The sequence below is a fragment of the Microbispora sp. NBRC 16548 genome, assembly GCF_030268985.1.
In the GTDB taxonomy this organism is placed as follows: domain Bacteria; phylum Actinomycetota; class Actinomycetes; order Streptosporangiales; family Streptosporangiaceae; genus Microbispora; species Microbispora catharanthi.
Genome location: NZ_BSSF01000001.1, coordinates 673,218 through 689,556, shown reverse-complemented (window position 1 = coordinate 689,556; position 16,339 = coordinate 673,218). Strand labels below are relative to the sequence as shown.

The following is a 16,339-nucleotide window of genomic DNA, read 5'->3' as shown; positions in this document are numbered from 1 at the left end:
GAGGCTCGGCACCAGCAACAATTCCGGAGGTCAGCGGTGGCTCTGCAGATCGTTTCCGTCGTCGCGGGTGAGGAGCTCTCTTCGGGCACGCCGTACGAGTCCGTGAACCCGGCGCGGCCTTCGGAGACGGTGGCGACCATCCTGCTCGCCGGCGCGGACGACTTCGCCGGCGCCTGCCGCGCCGCGTCGGTGGCCCAGCGGGAGTGGGCGCGCGTCCCCGCGCCGGTGCGCGGACGGGTGATCGCGTCGATCGGCCGCCTGGTCGAGGCCAACACCGAGGCGCTGGCCCGGCTGGTGACCGAGGAGATCGGCAAGCCGTACGCCGAGGCGCTGGGCGAGGTCCGCGAGATCGTGGACACCTGCGACTTCTTCCTCGGCGAGGGCCGCCGTCTCTATGGGCAGACCGTGCCGTCGGAGATGCCCGACAAGAGCCTGTTCACCTTCCGCGTCCCGGTCGGCGTGGCGGCGGTCGTGACGGCGGGCAACTTCCCGGTGGCCGTCCCCTCGTGGTATCTGGTTCCGGCGCTGCTGTGCGGCAACGCGGTGGTGTGGAAGCCCGCGGAGTACGCCGCGGCCTCCGCGCACGCGCTCTACCGGCTCTTCGCGGCGGCCGGACTGCCCGACGGCGTGCTCAACCTCGTCTTCGCCGACGGCGGCCAGACGTACGAGGGCCTAGATCGCGCGCTCGGCGAGGGCACCGTGCAGAAGGTCGGTTTCACCGGATCGAGCGCGGTCGGCCGGGCCGTCGGCGAGCTGTGCGGCCGGCACCTGCAGTCACCCTGTCTGGAGCTCGGCGGCAAGAACCCGATGGTGGTCATGCCGGACGCCGATCTCGACCTCGCCGCCGAGGGCGCCCTGTTCTCCGGCTTCGGCACCGCCGGTCAGCGGTGCACCTCCCTCGGCACGGTCATCGTCCACGAGGACGTCCACGACGAGTTCCTGCGCCGGTTCACCGCCGCCGTGCGCGACGCGAAGATCGGCGACCCGAACGGCGACGTGCTGTACGGCCCGCTGCTCGACCACAAGTTCGCCGAGCGATACGAGGAGTACCTGGGCTGGATCCAGCCGCACCACACCGTGCTGCCGGGCCCGGTCGGCCGCATGGACGGCGAGGGCCTCTACTACCACCCCGTGGTGGTGGACGGCGTCCGCCCCGACGACCGGCTGTTCCTGGAGGAGACGTTCGGCCCGATCGTGGGCGTGACGACGTTCTCCACCCTCGACGAGGCGATCGCCCTGGCCAACCGGCCGGGATACGGCCTGTCGTCGTCCATCTACACCACCGACCCGAAGGCGGTGTTCCGGTTCCGCGAGGGCGTGTCGGCCGGCATGGTCAGCGTCAACAACTCCACCTCCGGCGCGGAGGCCCACCTGCCGTTCGGCGGGAACGGCAAGTCGGGCAACGGCAGCAGGCAGAGCGGCATGTGGGTGCTCGACCAGTTCACCCGCTGGCAGGCGATGAACTGGGACTACTCGGGCCGCCTGCAGAAGGCCCAGATGGACGTGGCCGAGATCACGCCCGACCTGGGCTTCCGGCTCTGACCCGAGGACCGATCGCCGCCCCGCGACCCGCTGTCCTGGCACGCGTGGGCACGCCGCCCCGCGACCCGCGGCCCTGACACGCGTGGGCACGCCGCCCGGTGACCACACCGGACGGCGTGCCCGTCACGCGGTGGAACGATCCCCGCGCGTGCTCAGTCGTCGTGGGGGTCGCAGGGGAAGCTCGCCGCTCCGGCGGTCATCTGGATGCCGCCGAGCAGGTGCTTCAGGAACAGCGGGTCGCTGTATGCCTCCTTGGTGTGGCCCATGCCCGTGTACCAGGCGCGCCCGCCGTCGTAGTTGTGGCACCAGGCGATCGGGTGGTCGCCCATGGCGCCGGAGCCGGGGTTGTAGGACGTCTCGTCGAGGGCGGCGAGCACGCGCACCCCGGCGTCGCGCGGGTTGGTGCGGTAGTTGTACCACTCGTCCCAGCGGTTCCAGCGGTTCGGCAGCCCGCGGTTGGACGCCGCGCCCTGGCCGACGATCTTCACCGTGGCGTACTGCTGTGCCGGGTGGTTGCGGAAGTAGGCGCCGACGAGGCCGCCGTACCAGGCCCAGGTGTAGCCCGAGTCCCCGGCGGCGTGCACGCCGGCGAATCCTCCGCCGTTCTCGATGTAGCGCTCGAACGCCGCCTTCTGCTCGGGCTGGCCCAGCGGGTCGCCGGTCGTGGACATGAAGACGACGGTCTGATACTTGGCCAGGTTCGCGTCGGTGAACTGGGTGGCGTCCTCCGTCACGTCCACCGCGAAGCCGTTCTCCTGACCGAGCTTCTGGATCGCCGCGACACCGGCGGGGATCGAGTCGTGGCGGAAGGCGGTGGTCTTGGAGAAGACCAGCACGCGGAACGCGGAGTCGTCCGCGGCGGCCGCGTGCGCGCTGACGCCGGCGAACGCCGGCGCGACGATCGCGGACAGCGCCGCCAGAGCGAGTAGTCGCTTGCGTGACATGGGTGACAGTCCTCCATCTCGTGCGCCCTGGACGGCGTGGCCCACCCTCAGGGGTGGGTCACGGGTCCGGTGACGAAGGCGGGGTCGTGCGCCGGAAGGTGGCGACGGCCTCAAGTGGGCGCCAAGTTATCCTCTTTGGTCACGAGTGGGAAGAAGTTACGTCCAAGTTTCAACGACTTTCGTTTGAGGTAGGACAAAGTCGTGACCGAGCCAGAATTACTGCCGGACAGGCCGTTCGCCCAGGTCCTCGCCGCGGCCGGAAGGACGGGTCAGCGCCGGCCCCGGAAGGTGCGCCGCAGGTCGTCCACCCACTCGCCGGGAATCTCCCAGGGGATGAAGTGGCCGCCGCGGTCGTGGGCGTTGAGGTTGACGAGGTTGTACCAGCCGGCGCGGTCGCCGTCGAGGAAGTGCCGCACCCGCTGGTCCGTGCTCACGCCGGGCGGATTCTCGTAGCCGACGAAGGTGATGCCGGTGGGGGCCTCGACGGCCGGCTGCCGCTCGTGGGACGGGGTCCAGGGGTAGCGGTTGTTGTTGGCGTAGGTCCGTATCGACGTGCCGATCGAGTTGGTCACCCAGAAGATCATGGCGTGGGTGAGCAGGTCGTCCTTGGTGAAGACGGTCTCGACGTCGCCGCCGTTGTCGCTCCAGTTCGCCCAGCGCTCCAGTATCCAGGCGAGCATCCCAGCGGGCGAGTCGGACAACCCGTGGGCGAGCGTGCTCGGGGCGAGCACATGCGCGGCGAGGTGGACGGCGAACCGCCTCTCCCACGCGACGACCTGGGCGTGGACGTCGGCGGGCAGGCCGTCAGGGATGGGCTTGCCGCCGCTGAGATCCCAGCCCCGGTCGCCGTTGAACAACGTGAGCTTCTGGCCCGACCCGATGTGGATGGCGTGCAGCTCGCCGGCGTACTTGTGGCCGAGCTGTCCGGTCACCATGGCTCCGACGTCGCAGCCCGCCGCGCCGTACCTCTCGTAGCCGAGCGTTTCGGTCATCAGCGTGTGCCAGAGGTCGGCGACCTTCCAGAAGTTCATGCCGAGGTGGCCCGGCAGCGGGGTGGAGAACCCGAAGCCGGGGAACGAGGGCACGATCACGTCGAACGCCTCGGCGGGGTCGCCGCCGTACGCGCCGGGGTCGGCCAGCGGATCGACGACCTTGGACCAGTGCCAGAACGTCCAGGGCCAGCCGTGGGTGAGGATCAGCGGTGTGGGGGCGGGACCGGCGCCGGGCCTGCGCATGAAGTGGACCGGCACGCCCTCGATCTCGACGCGGTAGTGCTCGTAGGCGTTGATCGCGGCCTCGGCCGCCCGCCAGTCGTAGCCGTCGCGCCAGTAGTCGACGAGCTCCCGCAGGTAGGCGGCGCTCACGCCGTAGCGCCAGTCGTCGTTGCCCGCGTCGTCCGGCAGGCGGGTCAGTTCCAGGCGCCGCCGCAGGTCGGCGAGCACCTCGTCGGGCACGTGGATCGGCGCGGGCTCCAGCGGGAACGGCCGGGCCTCGGCGGACGGGGTGGTCGTGGGGTGCATCGTTCATCTCCTCGCACTGTCACGCGGCGTGTCCGTGCCGGAGTCGCCCGCACAGGCTTCCCGTTCGATCGGTGGGTCCCCGATCGCGGTGGAGTGCAGTTCGACCATGCGGGCCAGCGCGGGCAGCGCCGCCGCGACGGCCGCCCGCTCCGCCTCCGTGAGCCGGTCGGCGAGCTCGGAGAGCCGGGCCATGCGCTCGGCGCGCCGTCCGTCCACGATCGCGGCGCCCGCGGCCGTGACGCGGACGAGGACCGCCCGGCCGTCCGACGGATCGGGGTGACGCTCCACCAGGCCCTCACGCTCCAGCTTGGTCACCATCTGGGTGATCGCCGACTGCGTGACCTGTTCGCTGCCGGCGAGTTCGGTGAGCCGCTTGGGACCGTCGCCCGCCAGCGTGTGGAGGACGGACAGGGTCGTGAAGCTCAGCCGCCGCTCCGCGGGCAGCCGGATGTGCATGCGGGTGAAGTCTTCGAGCACGCGGGTCAGACCGGCGATGCTCAGCTCGGCGAACTCAGGCACGCGCCGAACTGTATCAGAAACTTAATTAAGTTACTGAAGCGAATAGTGCCCGGAAAACGCCGATCCCCGGCGGGCCACGCCCGCCGGGAATCGGATCGCAGGACGCCTCAGGTCTCCGGGCCTCGCCTGCCGTCGTAGCCGAGCAGCCGCATCGCGACCTCGGGGTCCATGGCCGCCGCGAGCAACTGCGCCCGTTCGGCCGCCCGGTCTCTGGCCTCCTCGGCCCGCCGCCGCCCCTTCTGATGGGACCGGACCAGCAGGGCCGCGACCGCGATTCCGCCGATCACCGCGACCAGCGCGACGGCCAGCAGCACGGCCGTGCCGGCGGGCACGCCCCCGACGACGGCGGCGGCGGCGGCCCCGGCGCCGGCCGCGCCCCGCGGCGAGGCGAAGAGCAGCACCCCCAGCAGCGTGAGCAGCACCACCGCCACGACGACGCCGACAACCGCCCACAACGCGCCGTACGACGTGCGGGACGGCGCGCCGGGCGACCCCCCGAGCAGCGGGGCCGGGGAGACCGGTGGCTGCGTGCCGTTCCAGGGCACGAAGTCCGGCTGCGCCACGCCGGGCTGCACCGCCGGGGCGTGCCCGTTGCCGCCCGCCAGGCCGTTCGGCGGCGGGGCGACCAGCACAGGCGCGGCGCCGCCCGAGGACGCCGCCACGACCGACGCCTCGATCACCCGCGTCCGGGGCAGCGGAAGCTCGACGGGGACCTCGCTGTGCGCCTTGTGGGCCGCCGCCGCGGCCGTGTGGTATGCCTCGATCTCCTCGTAGAACTCGTCGGAGGTGTAGGCGCTGCCGTCGATCAGCGGGCCCATCCTGCCCTCGATGACCGCGACCACGTCGTCGCCGTTGAGCGTCTTGTGCTGTTCCAGCGCGTGCGCGACCGACAGCACCTCGCGGCGGTTCTCACGCAGCAGCTCGGCCGTCTTCTCCAGCAGCCGGCTGAGGTTGAACTCGATGCGCTCGGGGAGCATGTCGGGCACCATCTCGTCGCGCCCGCCCGCCGGAGTGCCGGTGAAGCCGGTGCCGCCGCCCCCGGGCTGCGGCTGGGCCGCCTTGCCCTCGCGCAGGCCGAGCTCCTGCAGCGCCGGCAGCGAGGCCACCCCGATGCCCATGCCCCAGTGGGCCTCCATCAGCCCGGTGATCGCGGTCGCGCTCTGCAGGTCGCCGGAGACGCCCGAGGAGTTGTCCTCGCCGAAGAACATCCGCTCCCCCGCCAGCGAGGCGAGGGACACCATGATGTCGGCCTCGTACTCCGACTTCCACCGAGTGAACTGGTCCTCCGGCTTGATGCTGGCCACCATGCCGAGGTAGTCGGCGCCCTTCTCGATCGTCGCCAGGTCGATCTCCAGGTGGTGACGGGTGCGGTAGGCGGCGACCGCGTGGCACGCCTCGTGCACCGCGACCGCGTGCCGCTCACGCTCGATGTACTCGACGTCCTCGGGCGGCCCGAGCTGCTTGAGCCGCTTGGCCCGCATGACGTCCGACCAGGTGATGGTCTCGCGGCCGTCCCGGATCGCGGTGATCAGCGACTCGTTGACCAGGTCCTTGATCGTCGCACCGGTGGCGTACGGAGTGATCGTGGCCAGCTTGTCGATCTGCTCGTCGGTGAGCTGGTGGCTGACCTTGTCGAAGTAGCCCTTGTACGTGCGGATCCGGCCCGCCTTCGAGGGATAGCCGACCTTGTAGATGCGGTCGATGCGGCCGGGCCGCAGCAGCGCATCGTCGAGGGCCTCGGGCAGGTTGGTGGCCATCATGATGAGGATGCGGTACTTCGGCGGCGGCTTGGGCCGCATGCCGAGCAGCCTGCGCACGTAGCGGTTGACGAAGCCGCGCGGCTTCTTCAGGCCGGAGATCTCGGTGAGCAGCGCCTCCAGTGTCCCCATGCCGCCACCGCCGCCGCCCATGCCCGCGCCGTACACCACGCGGTTGACGAAGGCGCCGGTGCGCGGCATCCGCGGGCGCGCGGCCTCGGCGGCCGGACCGGCGGCGTGACGGCCGAGCACGGTGCGGGTGTGCGGGTCGAGGTAGGCGAAGCCGTTGCAACCGGAGTCCTCGAACGGCGCCGGCACCGACCTGCCCCAGCCGCCGGGTCCGCCCTGCGCGAGGGCGCCGCGGCTGCCGAGCGAGTCGGCCTCGTCGAAGAAGACGATGACGCCGCCGTACCGCAGGGCCAGCTTGCGCAGCTTGCGGAACAGCGACTTGACCTTCAGGACGCCGACGCCGAAGAACATGTTGATGAACGCGCCCGGGTCGACGAACACGTACGGCTTGCCGGTGGAGCCCGCGACGGCCTCGGCCATCAGCGTTTTGCCGGTGCCGGGCGGGCCCCACAGCAGGATGCCGCTGGGCACGTAACCGCCCCTGGCCTCGATCTCGTCCGGCTTCTCCAGGAAGACGATGTTCTCCTTGACCCGCTCGACCACGTGGTCCTGGCCCCAGACGTCGGAGAAGCGCGTCTTGATGTCGTCGGGGTAGTAGACGTCGACGCCGCCCCGCGACAGGAACCAGAAGATCGCCACGAACTGCCCGACCGCGACCACCATGATCAGCACGAGCTGCAGGACCATGGGGAGGAAGCCCCACACGGTGGCCGGCACGCTGTACAGCGCTTCGAGCGGCGAGACCTGCTGCACCTTGCCCAGCACCAGCGCGATGACCGCGATCCAGACGACCCACTTGACGGCCCGCGCGATGCGGTAGCGGTTCCAGTCGTTGAACCTGCGGTGGGTCCAGCGGTTCCAGCCGCCGAAGACCTTCTGCGTCCAGAACCGGTGGTAGCCGGCCGAGCGCTCGCTGATGAGGAAGTGGATCTGCCGGACCACCTCGATGCCCGCAAGCCAGAGCACCCAGGACGCGTCCCGGACGGTCATCACCAAGGCGTCGTGGAGGGAGATGATGCCCTCGTACGTCGCGATCTGGTTCCAGAGCAGCACGCCGAACGCGACGGCGAGCAGGATCAGGAACTTGGTCCGGTCCCACAGCGGCAGGCGTTTCCTGGTGCGGGGGTCGCGGTCCACCGGACCCGACCCCGGCTCGCGAAGCCCCTCGTGGTGCTTCGGTGGGAGGGCCGTGCTCATATGAGGGGCTCCTTCACGGGTTGATGAGGTGCTTGACCTTGAAGGACTTGACGACGGCGGCGATCTCCGTGGCCCGCTTCCTGTAGCACGCGGGCGAGCAGCGGATCAGGAGGGTGGAGACCGTCGTCCCGTCGGCCGACAGATAGGCCGTCTTGTCGAACGTCTGCACCGGCCCGTTTCCCACCCGGTAGTTGTAGACGCTGTGGACGCCCCGGACGCCGTCCGTGACGGGCAGCACCTCGTCGGCCAGCAACTCGAAGCCCGAAAAGCCGCTCGCCTCGATCGCCTGCTGCTGCTCTTTCGTCACCGGCACCGGAATCGGTTGAGACAGGCGCAGAGCGTCGAGCGACACCGCGTTCTGGTCGTCCTCGCTGAGCTTCTGCACCTTCGCGAACACAAACGGCTTGTCCTCGGCGCCGGCCGAACCCTGAACCAGGTGCATGAGGGATGGCTCGTCATAAGCGTCGAACGCCGCCGTCCACAGCGCCTGCTTCGCGAGCTGGGCGCTGGCCGACTCCGTGTCGTCGCCGAAGACCTCCTTGTCGAGTGTCTTCTGGTCGATCTGCCGCCACGACGCGGGGACCTTGAAGTAGGTGCCGCCCGAATCGTCGCGTACGTAGGTGTATTCGGCGCCGGCACAGCCGGACAGCACAGAGGCGGCCACCGCCGCCCCCACGACCGTTCCCACCACCCCGGTCCTTACCCGCGGTCTTTCCACCAGGGCCCAACCTCCGCTTTGCGGGTCTACGAGGTAGTAGTGCCCGTTTTCCAACTATCTCTCAACGGTAAATCTGCGATGGGCCGGAAAACTAGACCAAATCTTTCTCGGATCTTGGTTGTTCCTGTTATACGGAGGCTGCTCGCAATGCCCGGCCGGCACCGGCATCCGCCCCCCGTGGCCCTCTGATGGCGATACCCAATGGACGACCGGCGAAAGCAGGGGAAGACCCGCGCGGTGAGATCGGCCGGTGTCGGATGAGCAGATCATGTAACGCCTGACTGCCTCGAACACGACAACTTGATGCATGCCGTCAGGAATCACCGTGGGAGGGCTGGCGTACATGAAGCAGGTCTACGAAGAAGACGGCACCGGCGAGGGGCCGGACGGCTTCTTCGGGGTGACGGCGGAGCGCATGTTCTCCGAGGTGTGGTCCCGGCAGGTCCTCACGGTCAGGGAACGGCGGTTGCTGCTGCTCGGCCTGCTCGTCGGCCAGGACATGGACGACATGCTTGAACTGCACCTCGACACCGCCCTGCGCTCGGGCGAGCTGACCCCGGCCGAACTGCGCGAGACGGTCGTGTTCCTCACCCTGTACGCCGGGTGGCCCCGTGCCGCCCGGCTCAGCGCGAAGGTGGAGGAGCTGATCAGCCGCGCCGCAGGGATGTGACCGCCGCTACGGGCCGGACGGGTGGACCCGTGCGGTGGGTACGCTGCCGTCATGCCCACCGCACTCATCACCGGCGCGACCGCCGGGATCGGCGCCGCCTTCGCGCGCCGCCTGGCCGCCGACGGATTCTCCCTGGTCCTGGTGGCCCGCGACGAGGAGCGGCTCGCCGCCTCCGCCGAGGCCCTGCACAAGCGGTACGGCGTGCGGGTCGAGCCGCTGCACGCCGACCTGACCACCGAGGAGGGGTTGGCGGCGGCCGAGGAGCGGCTGCGCTCCGGCATCGACCTGCTGGTCAACAACGCCGGATTCGGGCACCCCGGGGGCTTCCTCGACACCCCCGTGGAGGACGAGGTCCGGATGCTGCGGCTGCACTGCGAGGCGGTGCTGCGGCTGACCCGGGCGGCCCTGCCGTACATGATCTCCAAGAGGCGGGGCGGGGTGATCAACGTGGCCTCGGTCGCGGCGTTCCTCCCCGGCGGCACCTACAGCGCCACGAAGTCGTGGGTGGTGAACTACAGCGCCTCGGCGGCCAACATGGTCAACCGGCACGGCGTGCGGGTGATGGCGCTGTGCCCGGGGTTCGTGCGGACCGAGTTCCACGACCGGGCCAAGCTCGACATGTCGGGCCTGCCGCGCTTCGCGTGGCTGTCGGCCGACCGCGTCGCCGCCGACGCGATGCGCGACCTGGCCCGCGGGGCCTGGGTGAGCGTCCCGTCGGCCCGTTACAAGGCGGTCGCGGCGCTCGCCAGGCTCCTGCCGCTCAACCTGGTCGGCCGCATGGCGAGGCTGCGCTACCGCTGACTCACAGGCGCTCGACGTTCGGGCCGCGGCAGCGGCCCCGGGTGTCGAAGACGAACCGGCTCGCCCGCTGGACCAGGTCGTAGTCGTAACAGTCCTGCCCGCCGAGCACGACGACCGCGTCGGCCCTGGCCATCTCCGCGGCGTCCGGCTCGACCACCTCGACCCCGGCCGGCACGACGAAATCGTCGGCATGCGGATCCGCGGCCCGCACCCGGGCGCCGAGCCGGCACAGCGTCTTGGCGACCTCGACAGGCGACAGCCCGAGCAGCAGGATCCTGCTGCCCCTGATCGAGCGGCACCTCCGGTTCAGCGCGAGGCCGAGCCGGTCGACCACTTGGGCGGGCATGTGCGCGTTGACGTCGTTGGCCGCCTCGACCAGCCGGAATCCCCGCCCGACGCCGCGCCGGATCCCCCACGGCAGGTACGCCACGTCGAGCGGCAGGCAGGAGTCCTCGAGCCCGGGGCAGGGCGCCACGGCGGCGTGCCCGAAGGGCGTGGAGGCGGCGGCCTCGACCGCCTCCCACACGTCGACGCCGAGGTGCGCGGCGAAGATCGACAGCTCGTTCGCCAGGGCCGCGCCGACGTGTGCGCGGGCGCTTTCCAGCAGCGCGCACAGCTCCGACACCCGGGGCGAGGAGACCGGTACGGTCTCCCGCACCAGCCTGCCGTAGAAGTCCGTCACCGCCCGCAGCGAGGCCGCGTCGACGCCCGAGACGACCTTGGGCGTGTTGCCGAGCCGCCAGCGCGGATTGCCCGGCTCGGCCCGGTGCGGGCTGTGGCCGAGGTGGAAGTCGTCCCCCGCGCGCAGGCCCGACCCCTGTTCGAGCAGCGGCCGTACGAACTCCTCCGTGGTGCCGGGATAGGCGGTGCCCTCCAGCACCACGGTCGCCCCCGGCCGCAGGAACGGAGCGATCCGTCCGGCGGCCGAGCCGAGCGGGCCGAGGTCGGGCGCGCCGTTCCGCATTCGCACGGGCGAGGTGAGCACGCAGACGTCGAACCCGGAGGCGTCGGCCGCGTCGGCGCTCGCCGCGTACCGGCCGGAGGCGTGCGCGGCGGCCAGCGCGGCGGCGCCGACGCCCTCGGCGCACGGCTCCCCCGCGTTCAGCCGCTTGACCCGCCACTCGTCCTCGTCGAGGCCGACGACGCGGAATCCCGCCTCCACGGCGCGCATCGCCAGGGGCAGCCCGGCCGGGCCCTGGCCCACGACCACCAGCTTCTCCGCCACGCTACGAACTGTAGGAGCGACCCCGCCGCCGCCCCCGGGATTGGCGGACGGGACGGCTGTAAGGCTTGGGTACGGATAGGGAAAAGTCTCTTCCGGCGGCGTCCGGGCACCCCGTCGGCGGTGGGACCGCGGACTAGCTTCTCCGACATGATCAGGGAGGAGCCAGCATGAAACCGGACGACCGGATTCGTGTCATGGAGATAATCGCCCGGATGAACGTGAGCGGTCCCGCCACCCAGGTCACCGGGTTGTGCGAGCGGCTCAGCCCGGAGGAGTTCGACCACCGCCTGTACACCGGATACGTCGACGGCGGCGAGGGCGACCACCTGCAGCTTCGCGACGTGACGATCCCGGTCCACCGGGTGCCGGGCCTCGGCCGTGCGATCAAGCCGGCCGACGACTACCGGGCCCTGTTCCGGCTGACGAACGCGATGCGCGAGTTCAGGCCGCACATCGTGCACACCAGGACCACCAAGGCGGGCGCGCTCGGCCGCCTCGCGGTGCGGCTGTCGGGCGTCGGGGCGGCCCGGGTGCACAGCTACCACGGCCACCTCCTCGACGGACAGCTCTCCCGCCTGCGGCGGGCCGTCTACGTCCGCACCGAGCGCCGGCTGGCGAGGATGACCGACCGCCTCGTCACGGTCGGCGCCCGACTGCGCGACGACCTCCTCGCGGCCGGGATCGGCCGGCCCGAGCAGTACGTCGTCATCCCGCCCGGCGCCGGGCTCGCCCCGCTGCCCGAGCGTGCCCGGGCCCGCGCGGCGCTGGGCGTCCCACTGGACGCGCCGGTCGTGGCGTACGTCGGCCGGCTGAAGAAGGCCAAACGGCCCGACCGGCTCGCGGAGGTCGCGAGGGCGGTCCTGGCCCGGCTGCCCGGTGCCCGGTTCCTCGTCTGCGGCAGCGGCGAGCTGAAGGAGGAGGTGGAGCGGGCCGTCATGCCGATGTGGGAATCCTTCCGGCTGCTCGGCTGGCGGCGCGACGTCGAGACCGTGTACGCCGCGGCCGACGTCGTGCTGCTCACCTCCGACAGCGAGGGCACGCCGCTGGCGCTCGTGGAGGCCGGCATGGCGGGCCTGCCGGTGGTGGCCACGCGCGTCGGCAGCGTTCCCGAGGTCGTCATGGACCGCCGCACGGGGTTCCTGACCGAGCCGGACCCGGACGAGATGGCCGACCACGTCGTACGGCTGCTGGTGGACCCCGGCCTGGCGCGGCGGATGGGCGAGTCGGCCCGCGCGTGGACCGGGCGGGCGTTCTGCGTGGACCGGCTGGTGGCCGACACCGAGGCCCTCTACCGGGCGCTGCGCGGCGCGACGCGGTCGGAGGTGGGCAGCCGATGACGCCCCTCCCGGCGCTGGCGCCCGCGCTCGCGGGAGCGGTCGCCTGCCTGCTCGCCGCCGCGGGCCTGCGGCCGGTGCGGCGTGCGGTCCCCTATCTGGGCGGGGTGACGCTGGCGGCGGCCACGGCGGGCGCCGCGGTGACGGGCACGATGACGGCCGTGGGCCCGCTCGACCGGCGGGTGAGCGCGGTCCTGCTGGCCGCCGCCGCGGTGGCGCTGCTCGGGCTCATCGCGGACGTGGGCGCGCTGCCGCTCGTCACGCGGCTCATCGTGGAGTCGGTGGCGGCGGGCGGGGTCGTGCTGTGCGGCGTGCAGGTGACGCTGACGGGCGACTGGCTGGACGGCCCGGTCAGCGTGATGTGGATCGTCGCGATGACCAACGCGTACGGGCTGCTCGACCGGCTCGGCGGCGCGCTGGCCGCGGTCGCCGCCGTCACCGGTGCGTTCCTCGCCGGGACGGCGCTCGTGCTGGGCGACCCGTCCCTCGCGGCGCTCGCGGCGGCCCTGGCGGGGGCGTGCCTCGGCGCCCTCCCGTACGGCAGGGCGCGGGGCAGGGTCAGGCTCGGGCCGTCCGCCTCGCTGTTCACCGGCTTCGTCCTGACCTGCACGGCCGCCGGGCTGACGGCCGGACGCGGCACTGCCGTGGTCGCGGCCGGGCTGCTGCTGCCGGCGCTGGCCGCGATCGTGGGGGCCGGGGCGTACGCCGTCCGCCGTCCGCGGCGGACGGGCGGGCCGGCGGGACCGGCGCGGAAGGCGGCGCCCGCGCTGTGCGGTGTTTCGGCCGGCACCGGGACGGCCGGGCTCGCGGTCGCGCTCGGCTGGGTGCCCGCGAGCGCCGCGGCAACGGTCACCGCCGCGACCGCCACCGCGCTGCTCTGCTGTGCGCGCCTCCGGCACGACTTCATCTACGCGCGCCCGCGGCGGGCGTGGACGTCCTTGTGGATGCCGGCCGGTGACGACCGGCAGCGCGGGCGCGTGCCGCGCCCGCGCTCCGCCGGAAACCCCCCGCCGCCCGTAGTACGGCGGGGGTGACCCGGGTCAGCGGCCGATGTTGGCCTCGTGGCCGATGGACAGGCCCGAGTCGACGTCGAAGAAGTGCAGGTTGTGCGTGTCGACGACCAGCTCGATCTCCTGGCCGGGACGGACGTGGCTGCGGGCGTTGACACGCGCGGTCCACAGCGACTTGTCGCCGGTCAGCGGGAGCGTCGTCTCCTCGTCGTCGCCGTCGTGGGCGGCGGCCACGGTGTCCTTGTGCTCGACCGGCGGGGCGTCGATCGTGAACAGGACGTTGATCTCCGAGCCCAGCTCCTCGGTGACGTTGGCGCGGACCGGGATGCGCACCCACCCGGCGCCGTTGCCGCTGGCCGAACCGGCGTCCTCGAAGTCGGAGGGCCGGATGCCGAGGATGATCTTACGGCCGATGTAGCGGTCGAGGCCCGGCTTCTCGGCGAAGGTCGAGTCGGGGACGGGGAGGCGGTAGCCGGCGAAGGCCACGGCCGCGCCGCCGTTGTCGCGGATCAGCTCGGCGTAGGTGAAGTTCATGGCCGGGGAGCCCATGAAGCCGGCGACGAACAGGTTGACCGGGTTGTCGAACAGGTTCTGCGGGGTGTCCACCTGCTGGAGGACGCCGTCGCGCAGGACGCAGACACGGTCGCCGAGGGTCATGGCCTCGACCTGGTCGTGGGTGACGTACACGGTCGTGACGCCGAGGCGCTCGTGGAGCTGGTTCAGCGAGGCGCGCATGGAGACACGGAGCTTGGCGTCCAGGTTGGACAGCGGCTCGTCCATGAGGAAGGCCTGGGGCTCGCGGACGATGGCGCGGCCCATGGCGACACGCTGGCGCTGACCACCGGACAGGGCGGCCGGCTTGCGCTTGAGGTACTGCTCCAGGCCGAGCATGCGCGCGGCGTCGTTGACCCGCTTCTGGATCTCGGTCTTCGACATCTTGCGCAGCTTGAGGCCGAAGGCGAGGTTCTCCTCGACCGTCATGTGCGGGTACAGCGCGTAGTTCTGGAAGACCATGGCGATGTCGCGGTCCTTCGGAGGAAGGTGGTTCACGACACGGTCGCCGATGACGATCTCGCCGCCGCTGATGTCCTCCAGGCCGGCGATCATCCGCAGGGCGGTGGACTTGCCACAGCCCGACGGGCCGACCAGCACCATGAACTCGCCGTCCTTGATCTCCAGGTTGAGGCCGTTCACGGCCTTCACACCACCCGCGTAGATCTTGTCGACGTTGTTCAGAACGATAGAAGCCATGCCAGTCCTTCGCGCTTCCGAGACAACAAGAAGAAGTGGATACGTTTTCAAGACTGTCCCCTGAAATACCGCCTATTGTCAAGATTTCGGTGACACAAGCCATGGAATCATGATGGAATCGTTTCCATGAGCGGTCCAGTGCAGCGGCGGATAACGATCAAGGAAGTGGCGGAGGCGGCCGGGGTCGGGGTGGCCACCGTGTCCCGGGTCCTGTCGGGCGGCTCGGCGAGCGCCGGGACCCGCGAGAAGGTGCTCGCCGCGGCGGCGCGGCTCGACTACCGGCCGAGCGCGCTGGGACGCAACCTGAGGCGCCAGCGGACGGGCGGCATCGGCCTGCTGGTCCCCGACATCACCGACAGCTTCTACGCGCGGCTGACCGACGGCGTGCTGTCGTGCGCGCGCTCGTACGGCGAGCCCGTCACGGTGGGGGTCACCGGCGACGACCCCGAGCGGGAGGCCGAGCTGATCGGCACGCTCATCGAGCAGAGCATGGACCGGCTGATCGCGGTGCCGTCCGGGGACGGCGAGATGTGGGCTCCCGCGCTGCGCGCGGGGCTGAACGTGGTGTTCGCCGACCGGCGGGTGCGCGCGGACGTGCCCAGTGTGGTGCCCGACGACCGGGCGGGGGTGCTGACGGCCGTCGAGTACCTGGCCGGGCTGGGCCACCGCAAGATCGCCTATCTCGGCCGGCACGGACAGTCGCAGCGGGTCGCCGCGTTCGGCGCCGCGATCGCCTCGCTGGGCCTGCCCGCCGACCGGGATCTGGTCGTGCACGCCCGGTCGAGCCGCGACTCCGCCTACGCCGCGGCCGCGGGCCTGCTGCAGCACCGGCCGGACGTCACCGCGGTGATCGCGGGCGGCAACGTGCTCGGCGAGGCGGCCGTGCTGGCCGCCCGCGAGCTGGACGTGCGCATCCCCAGGGACGTGTCGCTCATCATGTTCGACGACGTGCCCTGGGCCGAGCTGTGCTCCCCGCCGCTGACCGTGATCGCCCAGCCGGCCCAGGACATCGGCTACCGCGCCGCCGAGCTGGTGCTGCGGCAGGGCAGGCGTCCTCCGACCGTCACGCTGCCCACCCAGCTCGTCGTACGGGCGAGCTGCGGGCCCAAGGTCTCGGTCCCTAGGCGATGACCTTCTCGATCGCCTCGGCGATCTCCGGGGCCTCGGGGACGACGCGGGGGCGGAACCGGGCGACCACCTGGCCGTCGGCGGCGACCAGGAACTTCTCGAAGTTCCACTGGATGTCGCCCGCCTCGCCCTCCGCGTCGGGGGTCTCGGTCAGCCCGGCATAGAGAGGATGCCGCCCCGGGCCGTTGACCTCAATCTTCTCCAGCAACGGGAAGTCCACGCCGTAGGTCGTGGAGCAGAACTCCTTGATCTCCTCCGCCGAGCCGGGCTCCTGGCCCATGAACTGGTTGCAGGGCACGCCGACGACGGTGAACCCCCGGCCGGCGTACGCCCGCTGGAGCGCGACCAGGCCCTCGTACTGCGGGGTCAGCCCGCACCTGGACGCCACGTTGACCACCAGGGCGGCCCCGCCGCCGAGCAGGTCGCCGAGGGTCGTGCCCTCGCCGTCGATCGTGGTCACCGGAATATCGAGAACGCTCATGTCCGCACCCTAAACGAGCGTCCCGTCCGTTCTCGCCGCAGGGCGCGCCGTGCACGGTAAGCCGCGCCTCCGGGAACGGTCGGCGTTGGGGGGCGGATCGGCAAAGAACCGTC

The 16,339-nt window shown here is 71.5% G+C and carries 14 protein-coding genes; 6 read left to right on the top strand and 8 right to left on the bottom strand.

The window, feature by feature from the left end; translation table 11 throughout:
• Nucleotides 1-36: 36 nt before the first annotated feature.
• Nucleotides 37-1,542: an aldehyde dehydrogenase family protein gene (locus QSK36_RS03110; RefSeq protein WP_285781254.1), complete on the top strand. Its 1,506-nt coding sequence runs from the start codon at nt 37-39 to the stop codon at nt 1,540-1,542.
• A 152-nt stretch (nt 1,543-1,694) separates the two neighbouring features.
• On the opposite strand, the gene QSK36_RS03105 is transcribed toward QSK36_RS03110, so the two are convergent.
• The 5 genes from QSK36_RS03105 to QSK36_RS03085 all read right to left on the bottom strand — a co-directional run bounded on the left by QSK36_RS03105 (nt 1,695) and on the right by QSK36_RS03085 (nt 8,296).
• Nucleotides 1,695-2,486: a ThuA domain-containing protein gene (locus tag QSK36_RS03105; protein WP_183536495.1), complete on the bottom strand. Its 792-nt coding sequence runs from the start codon at nt 2,484-2,486 to the stop codon at nt 1,695-1,697.
• Between the two features lie 269 nt (nt 2,487-2,755).
• Nucleotides 2,756-4,006: an epoxide hydrolase family protein gene (locus QSK36_RS03100; protein ID WP_285781253.1), complete on the bottom strand. Its 1,251-nt coding sequence runs from the start codon at nt 4,004-4,006 to the stop codon at nt 2,756-2,758.
• Between the two features lie 3 nt (nt 4,007-4,009).
• On the bottom strand, nt 4,010-4,525 hold the full coding sequence (locus QSK36_RS03095) for a MarR family winged helix-turn-helix transcriptional regulator (protein WP_285781252.1): 516 nt from the start codon (nt 4,523-4,525) through the stop codon (nt 4,010-4,012).
• A gap of 107 nt (nt 4,526-4,632) precedes the next feature.
• On the bottom strand, nt 4,633-7,608 hold the full coding sequence (locus tag QSK36_RS03090) for an AAA family ATPase (RefSeq protein WP_285781251.1): 2,976 nt from the start codon (nt 7,606-7,608) through the stop codon (nt 4,633-4,635).
• Between the two features lie 13 nt (nt 7,609-7,621).
• Nucleotides 7,622-8,296, bottom strand: a complete 675-nt coding sequence (locus QSK36_RS03085; protein WP_285781250.1) for a hypothetical protein — start codon at nt 8,294-8,296, stop codon at nt 7,622-7,624.
• A gap of 337 nt (nt 8,297-8,633) precedes the next feature.
• Between QSK36_RS03085 and QSK36_RS03080 the strand changes: the two genes are divergently transcribed.
• Both QSK36_RS03080 and QSK36_RS03075 read left to right on the top strand, forming a co-directional pair.
• The gene (locus QSK36_RS03080) at nt 8,634-8,996 is read left to right on the top strand and encodes a carboxymuconolactone decarboxylase family protein (protein WP_285781249.1); all 363 of its coding nucleotides are present in this window, start codon (nt 8,634-8,636) and stop codon (nt 8,994-8,996) included.
• A 51-nt stretch (nt 8,997-9,047) separates the two neighbouring features.
• Complete coding sequence (locus QSK36_RS03075; protein ID WP_183536491.1) at nt 9,048-9,797, top strand: SDR family NAD(P)-dependent oxidoreductase; 750 nt, start codon at nt 9,048-9,050, stop codon at nt 9,795-9,797.
• 1 nt (nt 9,798) lies between these two features.
• Here QSK36_RS03075 and QSK36_RS03070 read toward each other — a convergent pair whose 3' ends face one another.
• Complete coding sequence (locus QSK36_RS03070) at nt 9,799-11,022, bottom strand: nucleotide sugar dehydrogenase (protein ID WP_285781248.1); 1,224 nt, start codon at nt 11,020-11,022, stop codon at nt 9,799-9,801.
• A 167-nt stretch (nt 11,023-11,189) separates the two neighbouring features.
• Between QSK36_RS03070 and QSK36_RS03065 the strand changes: the two genes are divergently transcribed.
• Entirely contained in the window at nt 11,190-12,359 is a 1,170-nt protein-coding gene (locus tag QSK36_RS03065) for a glycosyltransferase (RefSeq protein WP_183536489.1), read from the top strand.
• On the top strand, nt 12,356-13,390 hold the full coding sequence (locus QSK36_RS03060) for an MraY family glycosyltransferase (protein WP_285781247.1): 1,035 nt from the start codon (nt 12,356-12,358) through the stop codon (nt 13,388-13,390). Before QSK36_RS03065 ends, QSK36_RS03060 begins: the two co-directional genes overlap by 4 nt.
• A gap of 6 nt (nt 13,391-13,396) precedes the next feature.
• Here the strand turns inward: QSK36_RS03060 and QSK36_RS03055 are convergent, their stop codons facing one another.
• Nucleotides 13,397-14,617, bottom strand: coding sequence for an ABC transporter ATP-binding protein (locus QSK36_RS03055; RefSeq protein ID WP_139574818.1), 1,221 nt, complete (start codon nt 14,615-14,617; stop codon nt 13,397-13,399).
• 126 nt (nt 14,618-14,743) lie between these two features.
• Between QSK36_RS03055 and QSK36_RS03050 the strand changes: the two genes are divergently transcribed.
• Nucleotides 14,744-15,748: a LacI family DNA-binding transcriptional regulator gene (locus QSK36_RS03050; protein WP_183536485.1), complete on the top strand. Its 1,005-nt coding sequence runs from the start codon at nt 14,744-14,746 to the stop codon at nt 15,746-15,748.
• Here the strand turns inward: QSK36_RS03050 and QSK36_RS03045 are convergent.
• Nucleotides 15,738-16,226 carry a glutathione peroxidase gene (locus tag QSK36_RS03045; protein WP_183536483.1) on the bottom strand — a complete coding sequence of 163 codons (489 nt, stop codon included), beginning with the start codon at nt 16,224-16,226 and terminating at the stop codon, nt 15,738-15,740. The two genes, QSK36_RS03050 and QSK36_RS03045, sit on opposite strands and share 11 nt — an antisense overlap.
• Between the last annotated feature and the right edge of the window lie 113 nt (nt 16,227-16,339).